Here is a 21,269-nt window from a genome sequence, read left to right as displayed (position 1 = left end):
CCCGCATGCGGTGTTCACCACGACCGGGATCTCAATGCGGCGAAAAACATCCTCAAGGAAGGATTAAAGCCCGCAGGATAACGTTTTTGGCCGTGGGACACACGGTGTCAGCTTGGGGACTGTACGGTAAGAGCCGGCAGGAAGAACCAAGAATCCCACGTCTTCAGGCATGGGAGTGTCAATCTACTACATATGGTATTTTGACGATAAAAATTATTGCTCTAGGCACCCCCCTTGTGGGGATGCTTAGAGCAACGCTCACTTTCATCTACCCCGTTAAAATGGGGAGGATTCTCGCTTGCGATTCCTAAAAACGAACACTATCTCAAAGGACAATATCTTGGTGCAGCGTTCGTGTCAGCATTACAGATCTGGCACTGATGCTGACCCCATGATGTCCCAGACCGATGACATAGAACTCTAAAATACAGTTTCCGAACCCATTTCCCCTCTCGTTGGAACCTTCTATGCTCTTACGAACACGGTTTTGATCGAAGTGAAAAACTCCAAAGCCGCCTGCCCTTGTTCCCGGGAATGAGAACTGGATTTTTTCATACCGCCAAAGGGAGCCTGCAATTCCACGCCAGCGCTTTCCGCATTGATCCGGATCATGCCGGCATCGATCTCCTCGATAAAAGAGAGCATTTTGCCGATGTCTTTTGTAAAAATCGAGGCACTGAGCCCGAATTCCACATCATTGGCCATCTCAAGGGCTTCGTTTAACCGGTCGAATGGCATTAGCGCCAGAACGGGACCGAAAATCTCCTCTTGGGCGATCCGCATCGCCGGAGTCACATGTTCAAATACGGTCGGCTGGATGAAATAGCCGTGTTTTCGACCTTCATCTTGAATCCGCTCTCCTCCGCAAAGAAGGACAGCCCCTTCCCGTTTGCCTTCTTCGATATACCATAATACCTTTTCCAACTGTTTTTCCGAGACGACCGGCCCCATCCATGCCTGTGGATCCAGACCGCTGCCGATTTGCAGCCTTTTCACTTTGTCCAAAAGTTTTTCCCGGAATGGATTATAAACCTCACGCTGGATAAACACGCGGCTGGTAGCTGTGCACTTCTGACCCGTCGTTTTCAATCCGCCGCTGATCACGGCTTCCACTGCCTCGTCCAGGTCGGCATCCGCGGCAACAATCACGGGATTTTTGCCTCCCATTTCTAGCTGATATTTTGCTCCCCTTGCCAGAGCGAGCTGTCCGACCTTTCTCCCGGTATCATTGGAACCAGTAAAAGTAATGCCGTCAACGTCCGGGTGGTTTACCAGAGACTGACCAACCTCTGCACCCCCATTCACGAGGTTGATTACTCCGGATGGTATCCCTCCCTCCTCAAAACATTGGATGACTTTAGCTGCGGTAACCGCCGTTTCCTGAGCCGGTTTCATCACCACAGTGTTGCCGTAAACAAGGGCTGGTGCTGCTTTCCAGATCGGAATGGCTACCGGGAAATTCCAAGGCGTAATCACTCCGACAACCCCGAGAGGTACGCGAGTAGTGAACATCAAGGCTCCACTCTCGCTCGCCGGAATCACATCCCCGATCTTGCGCGAACCCTCTCCTGCATAATATCGGAGAATTGCTACGCCTCTGGCCGTCTCCCCACGGGCTTCCGGCAGGGTCTTGCCCATCTCCCGGGTCATGGTTTCAGCAATCTCCTCTGCCCGTTTCTCTAGAACATCGGCCACTCGGTAGAGGATTTGGCCCCGCTCCACTCCTGAACGTTTCCGCCATGCCCGTTGGGCTGCCACCGCCGCTTTGACCGCCTGATCTACATCCCTCGCATCGGAATTCTGTACATATCCAACGATTTCATTCGTGTTGGCGGGGTTGATGCTGGCTTCCACCCGCTCTGTCTTCGATGGCGTCCAGGAACCGTCAATGAAGTTGTGACAGGTGACTGTTTTCGTTTGAACACTCATCGCTTCTTCCCCCTTGAAAGGTATGATCAAAACGTAGGACCGATACGCCAAATACCGAAATCGTGTTGTTTCAGGATTTCCGCTTTCGTTAGCTTACCGTCGGCAACACGGAGAACTTCCTGATAGATGCGTCCGCCCACCGACTCGATGGATTCCTTCCCTTCGATGATGGTTCCGGCATTGAGGTCCATATTATCGTTCATCTTTTCAAACATCGCGCTGTTGGTGGCAATCTTGATCACCGGGGCAATCGGCGATCCCGTAGGAGTTCCCCTCCCGCTGGTGAAAAGTACCACCTGCGCCCCGCCGGCAACCATTCCGGTCAGCTGTTCGATGTCGTGTCCGGGCGTATCCATCCATACCAATCCTTTTTTACTGGGTTGATCGGCATACCGGATCACCTCTTGCAAAGGGCGGCTTCCCGCCTTAGCAGCCGCACCGAGGGATTTTTCCTCCAGAGAACTTAACCCTCCCTCGATATTGCCTGGACTGGGGTTACCTGTTCGGATATCTACGCCCATGGCGATAGACCGATTCTCCATAGCCTCGATGACCTCATACACCCGTTTGGCTATTTGCTCATTGACCGCCCGTGCTGCCAGCAAGTGCTCTGCTCCGATCAGCTCCGTGGTTTCAGCTAAGATTGCCGTCCCTCCGCGATCCGCGAGGAGATCACTCACAAACCCGACCGCGGGGTTGGCAGAAAGACCTGAACAGGCGTCAGAACCGCCGCATTCGGTGCCGACGATCAGTTCCTCCACTCCGCAAGGCTCTCGTTTTAGAACGGATGCATCCTGTACCATCCGAACCGCAGCTTTGGCCCCCTCGGCAATGGCTGTCAGGGTACCGCCGTGGTCCTGAATGGATACCACTTCCACTGGTTTGCCCGTTTTCGCAATCTCCACCGCCACGTTCCGTGCCTGGTGAGTTTCACATCCCAGGCCCAGGACCACCACTCCGTACACATTGGGATTGCTGCCCAACCCCACATACGTGCGAAACGTCTGCTCATAATCGGTTCCCACCTGGGCACAGCCGTGTTGATGGATAAACGTCACCGTCCCCTGAACCAGTTGCGTGATTTGATGAGCTGCCTGAGTGGCGCAGGTAATGGTGGGCAAGATCAATACATGGTTCCGCACTCCGACCCGTCCATCGGCCCGTCTGAAACCCCAAAACTCATTCCTTGCGGAATCCGGCAATTCGATCTCCCCTTCCCCTTTTTCCTTCCAAATTATGAACGTGTACATGTTCACCCTCATCGATGTTGCGCACGGCAACACCAATCACTTTCCCGTATTTCACGATGTCCTCTCCCTGTCGGATTGGGCATACCGCAAATTTATGTCCAAATCGAATGTCTTCCTTCACTTGAACTTGAAACGAACGACCGCGGCAGGTTACCGTCAACAGGGTGCCTGCGGGGATCGGCGTCAAAGCAACCGCCACCTTGTCGCCGGGATTCATCATGACCGTCCGATACCCGTCAGCCATGAGCGATCTCCTCTTTTACCGGCATTTTTACAGGGTTGCTTAACACCCCGATTCCGTCGATTTCGATGTCGATCCGGTCTCCGTCAGCCAAAGTAAAGTCATTCGGGGGAACGATCGAAGTTCCCGTGAGGAGCACCGTTCCGTCAAAGAGAATATTGTCTTTCACCAGATATTCCACTAATTCACAAAATTTCCGTTTCAACTGACCCGTTGTAGCCGTCCCCTTCATCACTTCCATGCCGTCCCGATAGATGCGGCAGGTAATCTGCAAAGCATAGGGATCTTCTACGGTTTCCGCCAAACGGACGGCGGGTCCAATCGAACAGGAGTTTCTCCATATCTTGGCTTGCGGAAGGTATAGAGGGTTCTCCCCTTCAATATCACGGCAGCTCATATCGTTTCCGATGGTATATCCGACAATCTTGCCTCTTTGGCTCAACACCAGTCCCAATTCAGGTTCTGGAATCTGCCAATTTGAATCCCTTCTCAACCAAACAGGCTCATCCGGTCCCACTGTACGGGCAGCTGTCGATTTAAAAAAGAGCTCGGGCCTTTTAGCGTCGTATACTTTGTCGTAAAAGGTCTGAATACCCGTCTCGCCTTCGGCGGCCTCGTAATTTCTCGCTTCTCTGCTCTTTTCATAAGTAACACCTGCCGCCCACACCTCTGGAGCTTCCACGGGAACCAACAGCTTTTTTCCTGCGATGCTCTTCGGCTGACAACCTGTATCACGTATCCACTGCCGAACCCATTTTGAGGGAGCAATACCGTCATCCTCCGCCTGGCGGATAAAATCGGTGAAATCTTCAAATGGAAGGGGATATGCCTGCTCCGCCGACTCCCAAACGCCTAAAACACTCCGCCCGTCATTTTCTTTCATCCGTATAATTTTCAACGGATAACCTCCTGTTTCTTTTATATATCAAACTATGTTTTGCAATATGGTTGGCATAAACCCGGCTCTTCCATATCGATGGTTTTACATATTCAGACAAAGGTAGGGTTTTTAGCACAGATTTAAAATGAAAGCAACCAGGGCTTCCCCGACAGCGAATCGGCGGGTTACAGTGCCATATCGCTTGCCGTCTTTGTTTCAAGTTGAATGGGTTCCACTTTTCCAAGCCAGAAAAGGTAAGTCAGTGCTCCAATCAGCGTGGCGGCCCCCGATACTAACAATGCCGGAATAAAGGAGTGAGTCGCCGAAACGAGGAAACCGGTTACAATCGGTCCCAAAATTCCGCCGATGTTGGATACACAATTTTGCAGTCCACCCACCACCGATGTCATATTTCGGGGAGCTACATCTCCCGGCAACGACCAGATGGCACAAGCTGCCGTAGTCAATCCGCCGAAAGAAATGGACAACAAGACCACCGACCAAACGGCAGAATCGACCAAACCGGCTAACGCGATAGTGGATGCCAACAACATCCCGCCAACCAAGTTCAGCTTGCGAACAAAAGTCAAGGAATACCCTTTGACATACAGCCGGTCGGAAAACCAGCCCGCCGCCAATTCTGCCACCAAACCCACCAAAGGTGGAATCATGGATACCCAACCCATCTTCATCAATTGGAAACCGCGTGCTTCCACGAGATACGTGGGAAACCAGGTAATAAAGAAATAGATTGCATAGTTGAGCATGAAAAACCCGACACACATGGCCAAAATGTTACGGTATTTCAGAAGTTGATACCATTTCATCGGTTGTTTGGCATCCAAGCCGTCTTTTTTGATTTGTCCGTCCCGGATATAGGAAAGCTCCTCTTGGTTGATATACTTGTGCTTTTCCGGGTCACGATAATAAGCCCACCAAACCGCCACCCAAATTAATCCCAAAAATCCGCACACAATAAATGGAACTTTCCAGCCAAAAGCGGTCATCATCCAGACAACGAAGGGCATCGCGAGGGCCGTCCCCACTTTGGAACCGCTGTCAAAAAGAGCCGAAACCCGTGCCCGCTCTTTGTCGGGGTACCATTTTGCCGTCACTCCGGCATTGCTCGGATAAGCCCCGGCTTCTCCGACTCCCAGCAGGATTCGGAAAAGCATTAGCGATTTCAAACCCTGACTCACCACAGTCAACATGGTTGCAACAGACCACCAGGCTACGCTGAAAGCAAGAGAGATCCGTTGTCCCACCTTATCGGCAAACCATCCTGCTGGAATTTGAAAGAATGCGTAGCTCCAAAAAAAAGCGGACAGCACCAGCCCCATTTGTGCCGCATCCAAACCGAACTCTTTCATCAGCTCAGGGGCTGTGGCTGACAGAACAGTCCGATCCAAGTAATTGATCGCAATAGCTGCCCACATCAAAAGGGCGATATTCCACCGAGCTCTGGTCCTTTCTCTGATGGATCCTGTCATCAGTCAACCTCCTTTTAATATCTCTGACAAGCGGGTATCTGTCTACAACCGATGGGGTTCTTTTCCAGCCCCCTTTTGTAAGCGTTGTCATTCAGGAGCAAGAAAAACTGACTATTTGTTTTATATAGTAAAACAATGTTTTACTATATTGACTTGTTAGGCCTAGTTTAACAAAAAGAGGACGCAATTATCAATTTATTTTGTATATTGCATTTGGGGATGCAAGCAAAAAAAAGGCTGCTGACCTAGCGGCTTTGTCAGCAACCTCGCGCGGGCTCGCTACATGCTTTGCTTAACGCCCCCCTCGTTTGCATATTGTCTCAGGACATACTTCATCACTTTCCCCATACTGTTCTTCGGCAGCTCCTCAACGAAGGTGACCTCATGCAGATTGTGATCTGCCAGATGTTGACGCACATGGGTGATGATCTCCTCTTCCGTAACGGCAGCTCCCTCCTGCAGCACCACATACGCCCGGGACAGCTCGCCCCAGACAGGATCTTTCACCCCGACCACAGCAGCTTCCGACACTTCCTCCAACTGTGTGATGACAGATTCCACCTGCGCCGGAAACACCTTTTCCCCGCTGGTGATAATCATATCCCGCAGCCGGTCCACCACATACAACAGACCATTCTCATCCATCCAACCCACGTCCCGGGTGTGATACCAGCCTTTTTGGATCACTTCTTCTGTAGCTTCTTTCTGGTTCCAGTATCCCGCAAATACCAGGGGCCCCCGGCATATCACTTCGCCGATCTCTCCCGGCGGCAGCGCTGCACCTGTGGTGGGATCGACAATTTTCAGCTCCGTCAGATAAACGGCTTGGCCTACCGATCCGCACGTTTCCAAGCCCATCTCCGGCATCCAATAAGTAATGGCCCCGGTATATTCCGTTGCACCATATACTTGCACCACTTGGTACCCCAGCTCATACATACCGCGGATCAACTCTTGGGGCACCAGGGACCCGCCGCAAAGAATCATGCGGAGGGAAGGGACATCTACCTCTTGCTCCTTCACCGCTTGATACATATAACTGAGCATCGAAGGAACCGACATCATGCCGGTCACCTGTTCCGCTCGCAGGATATCCCAAATCTTCAAGGGGTGAAACTGGTTGCTCAAAACGAGGGTAAATCCTCGAATTAACGCACCGATGATAAACATCATCCCACTGATGTGAAACAGCGGGGTGACGAACAGAAACCGATCCCGCAACCGCAGATCCAAAGTAGTCGTATTGGCAATCCCGCCTGCAAAAATATTGGCATGGGTACAGACCACCCCTTTGGGACGGCCGGTAGTTCCTGAAGTGTAAATGATCAGGGCAGGATCCTCTTCTCGAACATCCACCTCCGGTTCTGTTGCGGGGAACTCGGCGATCAAGTCGTCCAAGGCAGTCGGATTTTCCTTCGTCGACACCCGGATTTCCTGTTGGAGAAAAGGAAGTGTGCCTAACAACGGGGTGACTTGATCAAATTCCCCATCGAAAAATAGCGCTTTAGGGGTGCAATCTTCCAATATGTAACGAAGTTCGTCTGTTTTCAGCCGCCAGTTGACTGCTACCGTCACCGCCCCGATTTTGGCGGCGGCCAGATAGATGATCGGAAGATGATGGCTGTTCTTGCATAGGACCGCGATCCGGTCTCCTTTTTGTACTTGGGTTTGAAGCAAATACCGGGCCAACCGGTTCACCGCCGCATTGTACTCCCGATACGTCAAACGCTTGGACTCAGCAACCACTGCCTCTGTTTCCGGGGACAGCCGTACGCGATGGCGAAGCAAATCCCCGATGACACTTGCAGTCATATGGACCTCCTTTGTGATAAAAAATAGTAACATTTACCGATATCATAGTATATCAGATTCATGAAAGAAAGACTTTTCTCACCCCAAGAAAACCCCAGGAGTCCCATCAAACCCAATCTGTCAAAACAGTCCTTTCGTTGGATGGAATCAGAAACGCAAGCGCCCTATACTATAGTTGTCGATGGAAAAACACCCTCCGATCGGAGGTGAACCGAGTGGAATCTGTCGTTCTGCCGAATGGTTGGGAAGTGATCATTGTCGGTTAAGTCCGATCCTGCAAGTCTATTGAACTTATATTTTCTATGATTCCATTCCAAGAGATGCGACACCAACGAAGCAGAAACAGACTTCCATAGAAAAACAGACCGCTGACAGCGGTCTGTTTTTCCTCACTCGATCCCTTCCGGCTGTGGTGGCGGTGAGGTTTTTTGGCACCGCTTATCCAGCCATTGATTCACTTCGTATTTGGGATTATAAGGGGTTCGGTCGAGTGCCGGCCGATCTTTCCGATACCAAATCCCTACAGAGAATTTCTCCTCCCGCAAGCGATCCAACGTCATTTGGTGCTGCATGCCGGAGATGTCCTGCAATACCTTTTTCTTTTCCAAACGAGGTCCTTCGATGGGATCATCCCCATCGGGTGAGTTGATAAAAAATGTCCAGAAGCCCGTTTGACCCCCAGGGACACCGACCAGCTTCCCGTCAATCGTTATTTTATCTTCGGTACAGCGGGTATTCATCAAAAGCCCCGGGACAGTAAACATCTTTTTGCCGGAAACCGTCACCTTTTCCCCGCCGGCAATCCCGTCATACTCCGCTTTAATGGGAATCTGCTGCCCTGCCTGGTAGCCCTGGGTATTGAGGATCTCCTTGGCCGAAAAGCGAATGGGACCGTTTTGATTGGCTTTGGAGTGAAACGTTTTTTCCACGCCGTTTACCGTGAAGGTGAGCGTTCCCCGGCTTTTTGCTGCATCCGGCCCGTTTCCCTGGTCGTTGACCAACATGCCATGAACAGCCAACCGGCTGTTTTCGATATAAGCTTCGATATTTAGATGAAAAGGGCCGCTTTGATTAAACGAGGAATCTCCTTTTTTCGGCGCATGCCCAGGTGCATGTACCGTTTGGTCTGCGCATCCCGTGAACAAAATGACTGAGATCAGTCCCACAACCCCTTTTTTTGCCCAATCCACTCAACACCCTCCTAAAATCGATCCTCTCCTTTCTAGTTATTCGACAGGAACGAGCATTTTCTTGTTTCCATTTCCCGGACACATTAACTTTTACTGTGACCTCTGGCACTGCCGGATCCCTCTACCCGTGTCTTTTTCAAGTTTGAAGCGGGACTTTCCCTTTCGTTCTTTGCAGCCGTTTCATCGCCTGATACACCCGGTGCAGCCTTACGCCTACAGCGTCATGGATCGCATTCATGATTGCCGCGATAATCGGGATCATCACCACTTCACCGATTCCCTTCGCCCCCATCGGGTTGGAATCTTCAAATTCCTCTACCGGAAAAGTTTCAATGTGAGGGATGTCCTTGGCAGTGGGCAAAATATAGTGGGTAAAGTTCAGTGTTTTGTGATACCCTTTTTCGATCACGGTATCTTCATAGAGAGTAAAACCGATCCCCATGACGGCACCGCCCTCGGCCTGACCTTCCAACCCTTGGGGATGGATCACCCTGCCGGCGTCAGGGATGGACACGACACGCAACACTTCTGTCTCTCCGGTGAGTGTCTCCACCTCCACCATAACGACATGGGTCAGATAACCGTAGAGATGGTGGGGAGCTCCGCCGGACTTGGGGATGGCGTTCTTTTCTTTTGGGAGCACAAAATGACCTTCTACCCGTGTTTGTCGCCGGTTCTTATAGAGGTAGTCGTAAACTTCGGCAAAGCTGACGGACCGCTCATGTATAAAAAGCTTTTCTTCTCCCAGTTTCACCCTTTCAACCAGCATCTCCGCCGCCGCTTCGCTCAACAAGCGAATCATGTGTGGAGCTGCAGTAGCCAAGGCCCGGCTGCCGGTATAAGTGGACCGGGAAGCGGTCACGGTTCCACCGTCAAGGGTTTGAGCCGTATCCCCCTGAACCACTGGAATGCTCAATCGCCAGACTAATCACGGCACCGCCCAGGGAGGCATAAGCACCGGTGTCCGCCACGGCCCGCACTTGGTTGGCGATGATCGTACCGTCCTTTTTGGCTGCCGTCTTCATGTACACCTTGAAAGGGTGACGCTTGATCCCAGCGATCACGGACTCCTCCCGTTTGTAATGAATCTTGACCGGACGCCCTCCGGTATGGAGAGCGAGCAGAGCGAGATAGATCTGAACCGTGATTTCATCTTTTCCGCCAAAGGCTCCGCCGATGGGACTGGAGATTACACGGATCCGCTCCGGATTCCAAGCCAGCGCTCTCGCGATCTGCATCCGATCCCGATAGGCGTATTGTCCAGGACATCGAATCGTAAGGGTACCGACTCTTGGATCGGATCCATCTTCTCCATATTGCCAATCCCCTCTACCGTAACCAGTTCCGTCCCCCTCCACCTGGCCGGCCAGAATCAGACAGGAGCAGATCACTTCCTTGTCAAGGATCACAGAACAGCTACCGCACTCTCCCTTGCCGCAACACTCTTTGCTTCCGGTCAGCCCGACATCCTCCTCCCTCAGCACATCCAACAAGGGCTTCGCCGGGTGGCAGGAGACAGTCACCGGACACCCGTTCACCGTAAAACGAATATCGGGAATACCCTACCTTCTTTCTTTGTACGGTTTAAGAACGCCGCAGGATCCCAGGCTGAAGCCGTCCCGCGTTCTCCCTCACCTTCGGCAGCCGCTTCATCAAGGTTAAGCCGAAGGATGCTCCCCGTAGCACAAGGTCTCGCGTCCACTATTGTTTTATCGGGTTACATGGAACCCGTACATTCCGCTCCCTTTGACACCCGCTTTAACAGTCGTTGAATCGAACGGTTGCTCTCTTGAAGTACGGTCTTTTTGTCCATTGTCTTCATGATGCGGTTCTCCATGACGATTTTTCCGTTGATGATCGTCGTCTCCACATCTGCCCGCGTCGCTGAATAAACCATCCTCGAAATGGGGTCCACCTCGCTGGAGGGATAGGTGTGGAAATCGTTCAGATCCAGGATGGCCAAATCGGCTTTCTTTCCTGGTTCCAAACTCCCAACCTCTTGGTCCAGTCCCATCGCTTCGGCGCCTCCGATCGTCGCCATCCGGAAAACTTCCCGTGCCCTCATCGCTGTCGGACCGCAAGCCGGTTTTTGGATGATCGCGGCCAAGCGCATCTCATTGAACATGTCCAGATTGTTGTTGCAGGCGGCTCCATCCGCCCCCAGGCTGACTGCTGTCCCCTTGTCCAGCAATGCGGGCACATCGGCGATGCCGGAGGCCAACTTCAGATTGGAACCAGGGCAGTGACTCACCTTGACTCCCCGCTCTTTTATTACTCGCCGCTCCTCCTCGTTCAACCACACACAGTGAGCCAGAATCAGACGGGGACTGGCCAACCCGATATGATCCAAATAGAGGACGTTCCGCATCCCCCGCTCCCGTTCCACCAGCTCGATCTCTCCTCGGTTTTCCGAAGCGTGGATGTGAACACGCACATCATATTGTTCCGCCAGATCCCGAACCCGGGTCAGCAAATCTTCGGTGCAGGAGACAACAAAACGGGGACAAAAGGCATACTGGATGCGTCCCCCGTCATGGCCGTGCCATTTTTCCAAGAGATCGACGCTTTGCTGGATGGACACCTCCGTCTTCTCCCGCAACAACGGCGGCGTATCGTCCCCGTAATCCATCATCACCTTGCCCGACAGGACGCGGATGCCACTCTCCGCCATGGCTTGAAAGGCCGCGTCGGTATGGTGCACCGTTTCCATGTCCACGATGGAGGTGGTGCCGCTTTGTATCAGTTCCCCAATCCCCAGCATCGCTGAATAGTAGATGGATTCCGCATCGTGAGCCGCCTCCAGGGGCAGCACCCGCTTTTTCAACCAGTCGAGTAGTTCCATATCATCCGCCTGCCCCCGGAACAGGGTTTGACACAGGTGGATGTGGGTGTGGATAAAACCGGGAATCACCGTTTTGCCTGTTCCGTCAATCACCTTATCCGCTCTTTCATCCAGCTCTGTGCCGATCTTAGCAATCCGATCGTTTTCGATCAGAAGATCGCCCCGAAAGATCGCTTCCTCCCGGTTCATCGTCATCAACTCGGCTTGTTTGATCAACACGCGCATCGCGTTCCACTCCCTTTTCGAAAAGTACCGGCATGGGATGACGTCGGGAGACATTTAGAGACCAGCCGGCGAATCCGGTTCGACACAAAGATATCGAATGGCCAGTTCTCGATAAAAGGTGATGGACCGCAGATATGTCTCGATATCCACCCATTCGTCGGGCTGATGGGCAAGAGCTTCATTCCCGGGCCCATAGATCAGGGTGGGAATGTGACTGTCCGAGTTGAGAACGGAACCGTCGGTGTAATAGAAGACACCGTGGACCCGAGGCTCTTGTTCCCCTTTTAATTCCAGAGCCAGCCGGATCAGCTGGTCAACTTCGGAGGTCCGGATGGAGGGGCGGTCCAGCAAGGTTCGCACTTCAAACCGAAAACCGTTGTTTTCCCTTGCCGCTTCGGAGAGACAGCTTTCCACCTCCCGAGTCAAAGCGGCGTGCTCCTGGGGTGGCACCGTACGAATATCCACCTCTAACCGGCATCGGTCCGGGATCACATTGGTTTGGATCCCACCGTCAATCCGGGTGAGAGCCAAAGCAGAGGGGCCATCGGTATTGGAGGACTGTTTAATGCGTTCCCCTACACGACTTTTTTCCAAAACGTCGGCTTGGTCGCCTTAACCCGGGTGAAAACCCGTGCAGTGGTCATCTGGGCTGGCGGCCTCCTGATGCTTGGTTGTCTGTGGTCGATTTTGATCGGACGGAGAACCTCTTGATCATCGCCACTTCGGTCGGCATCGGGCTGGGAGTGGCGATTCGTTCCCCACATGTTCCAACACCTGCCCCATGTTGTGAGACTGTTGGTGGAAAACGGCATCGTAATGGGCAGCTTGACCGCCGTTGTTTTTAACTGGGTCCTCAATCACACCAAAGGGGTGAAGCACGACTACCCATTGGAAAAGGAACGATTGATACCGTCGAAGGAAGATCGCGCAGCTGATGTGACGTTGTAACCATTTCTTTTTTAAAAAGGAGAGGCCAAGATGCAATTGATCCTAAAAACGCCAGGATTCCCCAGATCGACCGACAGATACAGGCCCATATCCTCGTCGATAACGAGAAAATCGTCGGCTTTACCATGGCCTGCTGGCAGACTGGGTGATCGATCTCGGCGGGAAGCTGGTGGTTCCAGGGTGCATCGATCCCCATACACATTTTATGGACCCTGGATTTACCCATCGGGAGACTTTCGCCACCGGAAGCATGTCTGCCGCGGCCGGAGGGCTTACTTGTCATGTGGATATGCCTTGTTGCAGCAAGCCGTCGGTACGGAGCAAAGGAGAGTTGCACCAGAAGCTGGACCCACCAAGGAACAGGCTTATATCGACTTCGCCTTTTGGGGCACCGGTGAAGACGTCCGGGAAGGAAAGTTGGACAACGTTTGGGGACTGGTGGAAGAGGGGGTAACCGCCTTCAAGGTGTACATGACTCCATCAGTTCCCACTTTGCGCCGCCAGCCGCGTCGGGGAAGTCGAGCGGGTGCTCCTGTCCAAAGGGAGAATCAGTAACCGCGGTATAGGGCATACGTGGAGAAATTGAAAAAGCAGGGACGCACCGATGGACCGGCCTGGGCGGAGGCGCGGATGGCCTTGACGGAAAAGGCGGTGATACAGCGCTCGAGATTTACTATCGCGGCCGGGAGGCGATTCACCGCGTTTGTCCGCGGGTGACCCCCTGATCGTCGGCCCTGCTGTGGGGATGAACCAACAGCAGCTGGCTTACTTGATCTCTATCGATCTCATTACCTGCGGGATGTATATACTAACTATCGATTATAAACATGTCAAGAATATATAGAAAATTAAGCGTATTATGTAAGTTCTTTACACCAAGGATAACGGGGCTCGAAGTACATTGTCATTTTATTCGGCAAGAGGAGTAAAAAGAAGACCAAAAGAACAAACTTTCCTGTGGTCATATAATCTGTCCTCTCCCGCAGTCTTCCCGTCCCTGCAATGGCCAAACTGATTGAAGAATATCCCTAATACGCCCTTCGTCTAATTATTCATCAGCGTTTGTAGTAGTTTTCCAAGCTTTTCGTCATATATTTCCGATCATTTCAGCGAGATTTTTTCTACGCCTTACATCGTTGTTGAATTCATGGAGGGTCAAACGGGATTCGCACCCTTGAATTTTGCTGATTTCATCCTTCAGCAACTAACCTGTTGAGACTCCACACGGCTTCAGCCGTGGGATTCTTGGGTAGTTAGCGCCCTCAGTCCATTTCTGTTTCGGACAACTCCCAAGTTCAGGGCTGTCTCATCAGCCCATCCCATGCCGTTAGAAATGTACCCACATGGGCGGCGTACCTGTTACCAGTACGCTAGTTCCTCTATTTCACTCTCATGGTTTTACCCAGTAGGAGAGATTGGTTCGCTACTGGAACCCCATACCATGACGTTTACAAGGAACGAACCCACTACCCGTGGGATGAGCACCGCTCATACGTTCGATTAACCCCTGTATTGGTTGCTCTTGCCATCCCCACAAGGGGGATTTCAAGCAACGCCGCCTTTCATCCCACGATTAAAAACCGTGGGCTTTCAGCCGACGTTTTCTGTAAAATTCATCGTATAGATTGCTCAAATTTGGATGTGTCCTTTAATCATGTCCTTACCATGTTATGATTTATCCAATAGCGCCGTAGAACCCCCGGCTTTAGCTGTCGGGATATAAAGCGCGTCGGATTTTTGTACAGGGGTGAGTAGAAAGATGACTGCACAGGAAATTGCAAAAATATTGGATAACGTTCGGAAGGAAAACCCGCTGGTTCATAACATTACAAATGTGGTGGTCACCAATTTTACCGCAAACGGCCTTTTAGCTCTTGGCGCCTCCCCGGTAATGGCGTATGCGCATGAAGAGGTGGCGGATATGGCTAAAATCGCAGGCGCCCTTGTTTTAAACATCGGCACATTGAACAGCGATGTCGTAAAAGCGATGATCATTGCCGGAAAATCCGCAAATGATCATGATGTTCCTGTTATTTTCGATCCGGTCGGCGTGGGGAGCACCAAATTCCGGACAGACATGGCCAGAAAGATTTTGGCCGAGGTCAACGTTTCAATCGTGAGGGGAAATGCAGCGGAAATCGCGAATCTGATAGGTGATAATTGGTCGATGAAAGGCGTAGATGCGGGAAGCAACGGAGGCAATCCAATCGAACTGGCACAATCGGCAGCGAGACGATTAAACACGATCATTGCACTGACAGGTAAAGAGGATGTGGTTTCCGACAGTAATGAAACTTATATGATTCATAACGGTCATCCGATTTTGACCAAAGTAACCGGCACCGGATGTTTATTGTCTTCTGTCTTGGGAGTTTTTGCGGCTGTTGAAAAAAATCATCTTTTCGCCGCCGTTAGCGGGATAACCGTATACGGAGTGGCGGCGGAGATCGCCGCTTCCAAGACTCCACACAAAGGGCCGGGAAGTTTTCAAATTGAATTTTTAAATCAACTCTCTCACTTAGCGGCAGAGGAAATTGTCCAAATCAGTTCGGTAGAAAAAATAGAACATCCTTAGCAATGGCCTACTCTCAGTCTGAGCCAGTCACCATATTTTCTTCACAAACGGACGCCCAATGGTGGCGATTGACGGAAGGCTAGGGGATACTGGGGAAAAGATTTCAGCTGAAACCTGCGCTTTCTGTTTCAATAAAAACGATAGTGCAACGGGACTATATATGAATTGTCTCATGATGGTCGCAGAATATTTGGTGCTTATTGTAAAAAAACTCCCTCATCGATCTTTTTTCGTCTTTTCATCGACATGGAGACAGGGATCGGTAAAACTCCCCTCACCATTGATGGGAGTTTGTAAGAATCTCGTTTCCCGAGGATGAAGGTTTATTATTGTCACCTTATAAAACTCATGCAAAAACCGCCCTCTCCCCTGTTTTAAAGGTTTGGGGCGATTTTTCGGAATTACGGCGTCTTGGCCATCGGTCCAATGATCCAGCGTTGCACTATCCGCCCGAGGAGTTGGCGCATAGATGTAGAGGAGTCCCCCCTGGTGACAGCTTCGTTGGTATACCCCTAAATGGGACGGATGCACCCTTTACCCTATTTACTTCGTTCCACGCGGTCTACCAACTGAAGGGTTCAAACAGTGAAGGAAACGGCTCATGTAGAGCACAGAAGCCATTACTTAAGATATGTGCTTTCAGTTCATCAGCAAGAAGTCTTTTTTATCCCTCAAGTGCTTCAATCCCTTTTTGGATTAGGGATTTCCATTCATGAGAAAACCGTACTGAACTGGAAGTATCTCGGAGAAAAAGCCGTACGTCGTCATAAAATCCGATCTTTAATACATGCTAAAGGCATACGATGATACAATTGGAAGGAGCGATAAGATGAAACAGGGAAGTCAGCCCAGCCCCGAACAGCTTGAAAAGAGGCGCGAGCAGAGGAAGGTTCGGGATGAGAATACAAGGCCGGGATCTGGAGATAAAAAGCTGGAAGGCCCCAATCGGCCAAGTACATGAGGATCAAGGAATGGAAGAATTTTTTGTGCATATGGAAAACCCTGTCCGCTTGAGACAGGGCTTTTCTATGTTCTGGTGATTCGGCGCGCCAGCAGCGCCCCGGCGGGTTGCATAAAAACCGGGGGTTTATGCAAAGCGATTAGTGGTTGCATCCATTCACGTTTGATCCCATCCAATGAATGATTCTTTTTCAATGTACATACTGATGATCCATCCATTTTATAACGGTTAGACTGGGAGGAGATGTATCATTTATAATTGAATGAATTAATGAAAAAAATGGAGGAGGGCCCCGAGTATGGGGATCGCCTACATCAACAGCCGCTCCAGAGGGGAACTGGCAGATATGATCTATACCTACTGGGAGGCGTACCGGCGACACGGATACGGCAATCCGGACAAGCTGGACATCCCCGTCGCATTCCATGTCCATGTGGCCGAAATCCGGGAGGAGGCCGAAGCCAACACGCGAGGACCGTTGGACCTTTATCTGAAGACGAGGCAATACGGTCGGGACATCAGGTTTGACGACCTCAAACAGAGAGAACAGGTCCTGGTCGGTTCTCCCGAGGACGTAATCCGGCAAATCGAAGCTTACCACGAGATCGGGATCACCAACCTGATGGCCCTGATGAACTTCGGAGGAATGGCTCACGAAAAGGTGTGCCGGTCCCTGGAACTGTTCGGCAAACACGTCATTCCTGCTTTTAAAAAACAGACGGGAGACGATCGCCGTGTTCGTACATACGAGTGATCAACCCTTTTATATGTGAAAGTCCAAGGGTATGGAGGCCGGCGGTAAGTCTTCGTTCACGGCTGGATGGTGTCGGGCCATGTTTGGAACCAACTGCTTTGCTCCATAATCTGAGGAGGGGAAAAATGAAAGCGATCGTATTAAGAGAAATTGGCGGACCGGAGAAACTTCGCTACGAAGAGGTGGAAACACCGACGCCACAAGCAGGGGAAGTGCTTGTAAAAGTAAAATATGCCGCTTTAAATCGCAGAGACGTTTTTATTACATATGGCATGTACCCGGGTATGAAGCTTCCTTCCATCTTAGGGGCGGATGGTGCTGGTGAAGTGGTTGCCTTGGAAAGCGATGTGCAAGGGATTGCAGAGGGAGACGAAGTAATCATCAACCCCGGTTTAGGTTGGGGAGCAGAGGAGAGCGCCCCATCTCGTGAGTTTCATCTTTTGGGGATGCCTGTAGATGGGACATATGCACAATATATAGCCGTACCGGCGGAAAATATCTACCCGAAACCGAAACATCTTACCTGGGAAGAGGCCGCAGCCCTCCCTCTTGCCGGAATTACCGCCTATCGTGCCCTGATTACCCGAGGTCAGGTACAGGAAGGAGAAACCGTTCTGATTCCAGGTATCGGTAGTGGTGTAGCCCTCTATATACTGCAGATGGCTGTTACAAAAGGGGCAAAGGTGTATGTGACTTCTAGTAGTGAAGAGAAAATCGAACGTTCCAAACAGTTGGGAGCTGTCGGCGGAGTAAACTATACATCGGAAAATTGGGTCAAACAGCTTCGTGGACTCATTGGTGGTGCCGACTTGATCGTGGATGGTGTGGGCGGACCGGGCTTTAATGATCTGATTAGTCTGACCAAAATAGGCGGACGCATTGTGACCTATGGGGCTACCAATGGACCAGTACCACAGTACGTATTGCCGAAAGTGTTCTTTAAAAATATGGATATCAGGGGAACAACGATGGGCAGCCCCCGGGAATTCGCCCAACTCTTGGATCTCTATGAAAGGCATCAGCTTCGACCGGTAATGGACCGATCCTTCCATATAGAACAGGCAACGGAAGCACACCAGTTTATGGAAAAGGGGAGGAATTTCGGCAAGGTTACACTTGTAATTGGTCATTAGTTCTGGTAGACAGACTGCTGGGGTGGTGTAGCGGTAGGTGTATCTATGGCATCTTCTGTCGGTGGCATGTCGTTATGTATCCAATCGGCTTTTTTGGATAGGACTCCTGCGCCTATATCCGATTCATTCCGCCCAGTAAGGCGTGGATGATGCATCACCGGTAGTGCACCATTCATTATTGGAAAATTGCGAACAGAAAAGGGAGATTGCATGAATGAAGGGAACCAATAAAAAAGGTGCCACGGGCCCCTTCGATTCAGGTAAAAAAGAAACCACATAGGAGGTGAGGCCGTATGGAGCTGCTTCGTCGATCAGCGGGGGATATGATGGCTGGGTTGCAACAAAAGGAGTTTTCTTCACTCGAGTTGGTTCGCGCTCATATTGAACGCATCCAATCAGTCAATCCCTCTCTCAATGCGTTAGTATGTGAGCGTTTTGAGAGAGCGTTACAAGAAGCGCGGGAGGCTGATCAGCGGCGTCTATCTTTCACCGCTGGTGACGCACCGCCGTTGCTGGGAATGCCCATCACGATCAAAGAGACGATGGATGTGGAAGGATTGCCGACAACCGGGGGCGTTCCAAAACAACTGGGTCGGATGGCATCTCGGGATGCGGAAGTAGTCCGGCGTCTACGTTATGCTGGAGCGATTGTGTTGGGCAAAACCAATGTCTCGACACTAACAATGGCCCATGAAACGGACAACTTGCTCTACGGCAGGACGAACCACCCTCTGAGTTCGTCCCGAACACCTGGCGGGTCGTCTGGCGGGGAAGCGGCACTCATCGCCAGCGGAGGATCACCCTGGGGAATCGGAACAGACTTAGGAGGATCCGTTCGTCTTCCGGCCCATTTTTGCGGCATTGCGGGGCTTCGTCCTACTCATGGGCTGATTCCCCACGATGGCGAGTACCCGTCCATTCCCCATCACGGCCACATGAATTCCATCGGTCCAATGGCCCGGACAGCAGGAGACGTTCGTCTTTTATATACTGTGATGGTCGGTAAAACGCTTGCCACTCCGTCTGTTTCGTCGATTCCCATCGTCTGGGCAGGCGGGTTTCCTGGGTATTCCGTTGACCGGGAAGTGTTAGCCGGGATGACAGATACAGTTGGTCGGCTGGAACAGGCTTTACGGCGAACCATTCCAGAGAGGTTCCCTTCTTTTGTCAAGAAGGCTTTCCAATATTGGCAGGATATGATTTTGCAGGACGGCGGTGCATTCATCGGAAACGAGGTAAGGGAAGATGCGGAGTTTTATCTCTGGAAGGAATGGCTCCGGTTTTTTACAGGCCGAAAAAGGACCCACTTGTGGGTGTTGCAGTTGATGCTCGGTGGAAAACTTTTTCGCCCGAGCCCTCAAAAGGTCAAACGGTTTCCAAAATTGCTACAATCCTTTCGTGAAGAGTTCCAACAGATCACTGATGGCCAGGGTGTCCTCCTTTGTCCGGTTTATCCCCGAACAGCTCCCCGGCACGGAGGGGTTGCACAGATGGTGTACAACAATTTGGGTTCTCGGGTCTTGCCCTATCTGGTCATGCCCAATGCTTTAGGATATCCCGCAATGTCTGTGCCGATAGGTCAAACGAAAAAAGGCCTTCCTTTTGGTATCCAAATCGTCGGCAATCCCAGACAGGAGGAACGAGTGATCACCGTGGCAGAAATGATTGAGCATCTATGCCGGGAGGACATGAAAGCCCAGGAGAGTACGGATCAGGCAATATGATATTATTTTTCGCTGCTCGATATCTAACCACAGTGAGCCGGTAACAGAAATTGACTTTAGAATCTGCTACTTCACAAACGGCCACTTCAGTATCCGCTACAGTGATGTTAAGTATATCTTTCAGAATCCCGCGTTCTCGAAAATCCATCTTATAAAGCCCTTTTATTAACACACCCGAAATCACCTCTGGTTAGGGGTGAATAAAAGTAAAAACGCGGGAAAGAGGGGGTCTACTTTGTAAGTCAAGCAAAAAAGCTTTTAAGTTAAAGGAAATGAACGTTTTTGTATTGCTTTTTATGGTACTCATGGTCGCTATACCTGGTCGGCTTGGCTTCGATAATATCGTTTGATTTTTTCTGTGTCGATCATCGTTTGCCTCACCCTTTTGTTCTCCTTATAAGGTTTAGTTTGCAATGAAAGGGTTGTCTTGTTGAGGGGGTAATTCACCCCCTCTCGGAACTTCGCTTTTGTGAGTTTAACTTTTCTGGGTTTGCTCTGCTTCATGAGATCAAAAAGCTGCATGTTCAATTCGGCCAGAGCTAAAATTTCTTCTGGGTGACATGCAGTAGCACTCCCACCAGTGTCTTCCTTTACGATGGAGAAAAAGGCGGTTTCTGCTTCTCCGGAATGTTTACCACCTTCTCGATCATCTCGACAATTGTTGCATAGGCATTATGGGCATCTCCCCGTCAATCTGCACTGCCTTTCCCATCACCCCAACAGCAGCAGTCACCGTCCGATGATTTTTTCCTCTCCGTATTCCTCTTGACACTCCCACGCCTGAAGACGTGGGATTCTTGGTTCTTCCTGCCGGCTCTTGNTTCACCATATTCCGCACTTGCAAATCTTCCAGGCATACCGTTTGGTTTTCACGGATGAGCCGAGTCGAAAGCTTGTGCAGGAAATCCTGCCGACCGTTGCGGATCTTCTCATAGAGCCGGGCTACTTTTAATCGGGCTTTGTTACGGTTTTGGCTGCCCTTTCGTCTCCGGGACAGAATCCGCTGCCAACGGATCAACTGTTTCTCGTACTTCCGGTAATGTTTAGGGTTGGGAATCACTTCTCCACTGGAGAGAATCGCGAAATGTTTCAATCCCAGGTCGATGCCCACGGCTTTGGATTTGTCTACCGGCACAAAAGGGCTAGAGATCCGCTGACACAAGACGGAGATGAAATACTTGCCGGAAGGGTTTTTCCACACAGTGGCGGATAGAATTCGTCCCTCGACCTGTTTGGACTTCGCAAAACGGAACCACCCCAGTTTTGGCAGTTTGATCCGATGGCCTTGGATGACCATCGTCGGCGGCCCCTTTTT

Annotated in this window: 17 protein-coding genes and 2 pseudogenes; 7 read left to right on the top strand and 12 right to left on the bottom strand. The window is 51.1% G+C overall.

Features of this window, described 5'->3' with window-relative positions:
- Positions 1-465: 465 nt before the first annotated feature.
- From gucD to IEW70_RS16990, 11 genes are all read right to left on the bottom strand, one after another.
- On the bottom strand, positions 466-1,929 hold the full coding sequence (gene gucD / locus IEW70_RS17040; RefSeq protein WP_188649106.1) for an alpha-ketoglutaric semialdehyde dehydrogenase GucD: 1,464 nt from the start codon (positions 1,927-1,929) through the stop codon (positions 466-468).
- Between the two features lie 26 nt (positions 1,930-1,955).
- A complete protein-coding gene (locus IEW70_RS17035) occupies positions 1,956-3,179 on the bottom strand; it encodes a UxaA family hydrolase (protein ID WP_188649105.1) in 1,224 nt (407 codons plus the stop codon).
- Positions 3,109-3,423: a UxaA family hydrolase gene (locus IEW70_RS17030; protein ID WP_188649104.1), complete on the bottom strand. Its 315-nt coding sequence runs from the start codon at positions 3,421-3,423 to the stop codon at positions 3,109-3,111. The genes IEW70_RS17035 and IEW70_RS17030 overlap by 71 nt, the downstream gene beginning before the upstream one ends.
- Positions 3,416-4,318, bottom strand: coding sequence for a fumarylacetoacetate hydrolase family protein (locus IEW70_RS17025; protein WP_229752065.1), 903 nt, complete (start codon positions 4,316-4,318; stop codon positions 3,416-3,418). The genes IEW70_RS17030 and IEW70_RS17025 overlap by 8 nt, the downstream gene beginning before the upstream one ends.
- Positions 4,319-4,485: 167 nt before the next feature.
- Positions 4,486-5,790 carry an MFS transporter gene (locus tag IEW70_RS17020; protein WP_188649103.1) on the bottom strand — a complete coding sequence of 435 codons (1,305 nt, stop codon included), beginning with the start codon at positions 5,788-5,790 and terminating at the stop codon, positions 4,486-4,488.
- 279 nt (positions 5,791-6,069) lie between these two features.
- A complete protein-coding gene (locus tag IEW70_RS17015) occupies positions 6,070-7,602 on the bottom strand; it encodes a class I adenylate-forming enzyme family protein (RefSeq protein WP_188649102.1) in 1,533 nt (510 codons plus the stop codon).
- Positions 7,603-7,991: 389 nt separating this feature from the next.
- On the bottom strand, positions 7,992-8,792 hold the full coding sequence (locus IEW70_RS17010; RefSeq protein WP_188649101.1) for a hypothetical protein: 801 nt from the start codon (positions 8,790-8,792) through the stop codon (positions 7,992-7,994).
- 136 nt (positions 8,793-8,928) lie between these two features.
- Positions 8,929-9,708, bottom strand: coding sequence for a xanthine dehydrogenase family protein molybdopterin-binding subunit (locus tag IEW70_RS17005; protein WP_229752064.1), 780 nt, complete (start codon positions 9,706-9,708; stop codon positions 8,929-8,931).
- Complete coding sequence (locus IEW70_RS18005) at positions 9,665-10,315, bottom strand: molybdopterin cofactor-binding domain-containing protein (protein ID WP_229752063.1); 651 nt, start codon at positions 10,313-10,315, stop codon at positions 9,665-9,667. Before IEW70_RS18005 ends, IEW70_RS17005 begins: the two co-directional genes overlap by 44 nt.
- Positions 10,316-10,509: 194 nt before the next feature.
- Positions 10,510-11,859 (bottom strand): 5'-deoxyadenosine deaminase, encoded by a 1,350-nt coding sequence (locus IEW70_RS16995; RefSeq protein WP_188649100.1) that lies wholly within the window; start codon positions 11,857-11,859, stop codon positions 10,510-10,512.
- Between the two features lie 54 nt (positions 11,860-11,913).
- Complete coding sequence (locus IEW70_RS16990; RefSeq protein ID WP_373285996.1) at positions 11,914-12,351, bottom strand: M20/M25/M40 family metallo-hydrolase; 438 nt, start codon at positions 12,349-12,351, stop codon at positions 11,914-11,916.
- 48 nt (positions 12,352-12,399) lie between these two features.
- On the opposite strand from IEW70_RS16990, the pseudogene IEW70_RS18610 reads away from it, so the two are divergent.
- From IEW70_RS18610 to IEW70_RS16955, 7 genes and pseudogenes are all read left to right on the top strand, one after another.
- A pseudogene (locus IEW70_RS18610) lies at positions 12,400-12,807 on the top strand (solute carrier family 23 protein); the annotation flags it as partial.
- Positions 12,808-13,083: 276 nt separating this feature from the next.
- Complete coding sequence (locus tag IEW70_RS17990) at positions 13,084-13,362, top strand: hypothetical protein (RefSeq protein ID WP_229752066.1); 279 nt, start codon at positions 13,084-13,086, stop codon at positions 13,360-13,362.
- 148 nt (positions 13,363-13,510) lie between these two features.
- Positions 13,511-13,651, top strand: coding sequence for a hypothetical protein (locus IEW70_RS17985; RefSeq protein ID WP_229752061.1), 141 nt, complete (start codon positions 13,511-13,513; stop codon positions 13,649-13,651).
- 915 nt (positions 13,652-14,566) lie between these two features.
- The gene (thiM, locus tag IEW70_RS16970; protein WP_188649097.1) at positions 14,567-15,382 is read left to right on the top strand and encodes a hydroxyethylthiazole kinase; all 816 of its coding nucleotides are present in this window, start codon (positions 14,567-14,569) and stop codon (positions 15,380-15,382) included.
- A gap of 1,259 nt (positions 15,383-16,641) precedes the next feature.
- Complete coding sequence (locus tag IEW70_RS16965) at positions 16,642-17,097, top strand: LLM class flavin-dependent oxidoreductase (protein ID WP_188649096.1); 456 nt, start codon at positions 16,642-16,644, stop codon at positions 17,095-17,097.
- A gap of 125 nt (positions 17,098-17,222) precedes the next feature.
- Positions 17,223-18,230: a quinone oxidoreductase family protein gene (locus tag IEW70_RS16960; RefSeq protein WP_188649095.1), complete on the top strand. Its 1,008-nt coding sequence runs from the start codon at positions 17,223-17,225 to the stop codon at positions 18,228-18,230.
- Positions 18,231-18,523: 293 nt separating this feature from the next.
- Positions 18,524-19,954, top strand: coding sequence for an amidase (locus IEW70_RS16955; protein ID WP_188649094.1), 1,431 nt, complete (start codon positions 18,524-18,526; stop codon positions 19,952-19,954).
- An 823-nt stretch (positions 19,955-20,777) separates the two neighbouring features.
- Here the strand turns inward: IEW70_RS16955 and IEW70_RS16950 are convergent.
- Positions 20,778-21,269, bottom strand: a pseudogene (locus tag IEW70_RS16950) (RNA-guided endonuclease InsQ/TnpB family protein); the annotation flags it as partial.

The sequence above is a fragment of the Marinithermofilum abyssi genome, from assembly GCF_014641195.1.
Taxonomy (GTDB): Bacteria; Bacillota; Bacilli; order Thermoactinomycetales; family DSM-45169; genus Marinithermofilum; species Marinithermofilum abyssi.
This window is presented reverse-complemented; position numbering and strand designations above follow the sequence as displayed.

Bases quoted from the DNA above. Each gene is read 5' to 3' on its own strand.
- gucD (WP_188649106.1), bottom strand. From the start codon at position 1,929: ATGAGTGTTCAAACGAAAACAGTCACCTGTCACAACTTCATTGACGGT.
- IEW70_RS17035 (WP_188649105.1), bottom strand. From the start codon at position 3,179: ATGTACACGTTCATAATTTGGAAGGAAAAAGGGGAAGGGGAGATCGAA.
- IEW70_RS17030 (WP_188649104.1), bottom strand. From the start codon at position 3,423: ATGGCTGACGGGTATCGGACGGTCATGATGAATCCCGGCGACAAGGTG.
- IEW70_RS17020 (WP_188649103.1), bottom strand. From the start codon at position 5,790: ATGACAGGATCCATCAGAGAAAGGACCAGAGCTCGGTGGAATATCGCC.
- IEW70_RS17015 (WP_188649102.1), bottom strand. From the start codon at position 7,602: ATGACTGCAAGTGTCATCGGGGATTTGCTTCGCCATCGCGTACGGCTG.
- IEW70_RS16995 (WP_188649100.1), bottom strand. From the start codon at position 11,859: ATGCGCGTGTTGATCAAACAAGCCGAGTTGATGACGATGAACCGGGAG.
- thiM (WP_188649097.1), top strand. From the start codon at position 14,567: ATGACTGCACAGGAAATTGCAAAAATATTGGATAACGTTCGGAAGGAA.
- IEW70_RS16965 (WP_188649096.1), top strand. From the start codon at position 16,642: ATGGGGATCGCCTACATCAACAGCCGCTCCAGAGGGGAACTGGCAGAT.
- IEW70_RS16960 (WP_188649095.1), top strand. From the start codon at position 17,223: ATGAAAGCGATCGTATTAAGAGAAATTGGCGGACCGGAGAAACTTCGC.
- IEW70_RS16955 (WP_188649094.1), top strand. From the start codon at position 18,524: ATGGAGCTGCTTCGTCGATCAGCGGGGGATATGATGGCTGGGTTGCAA.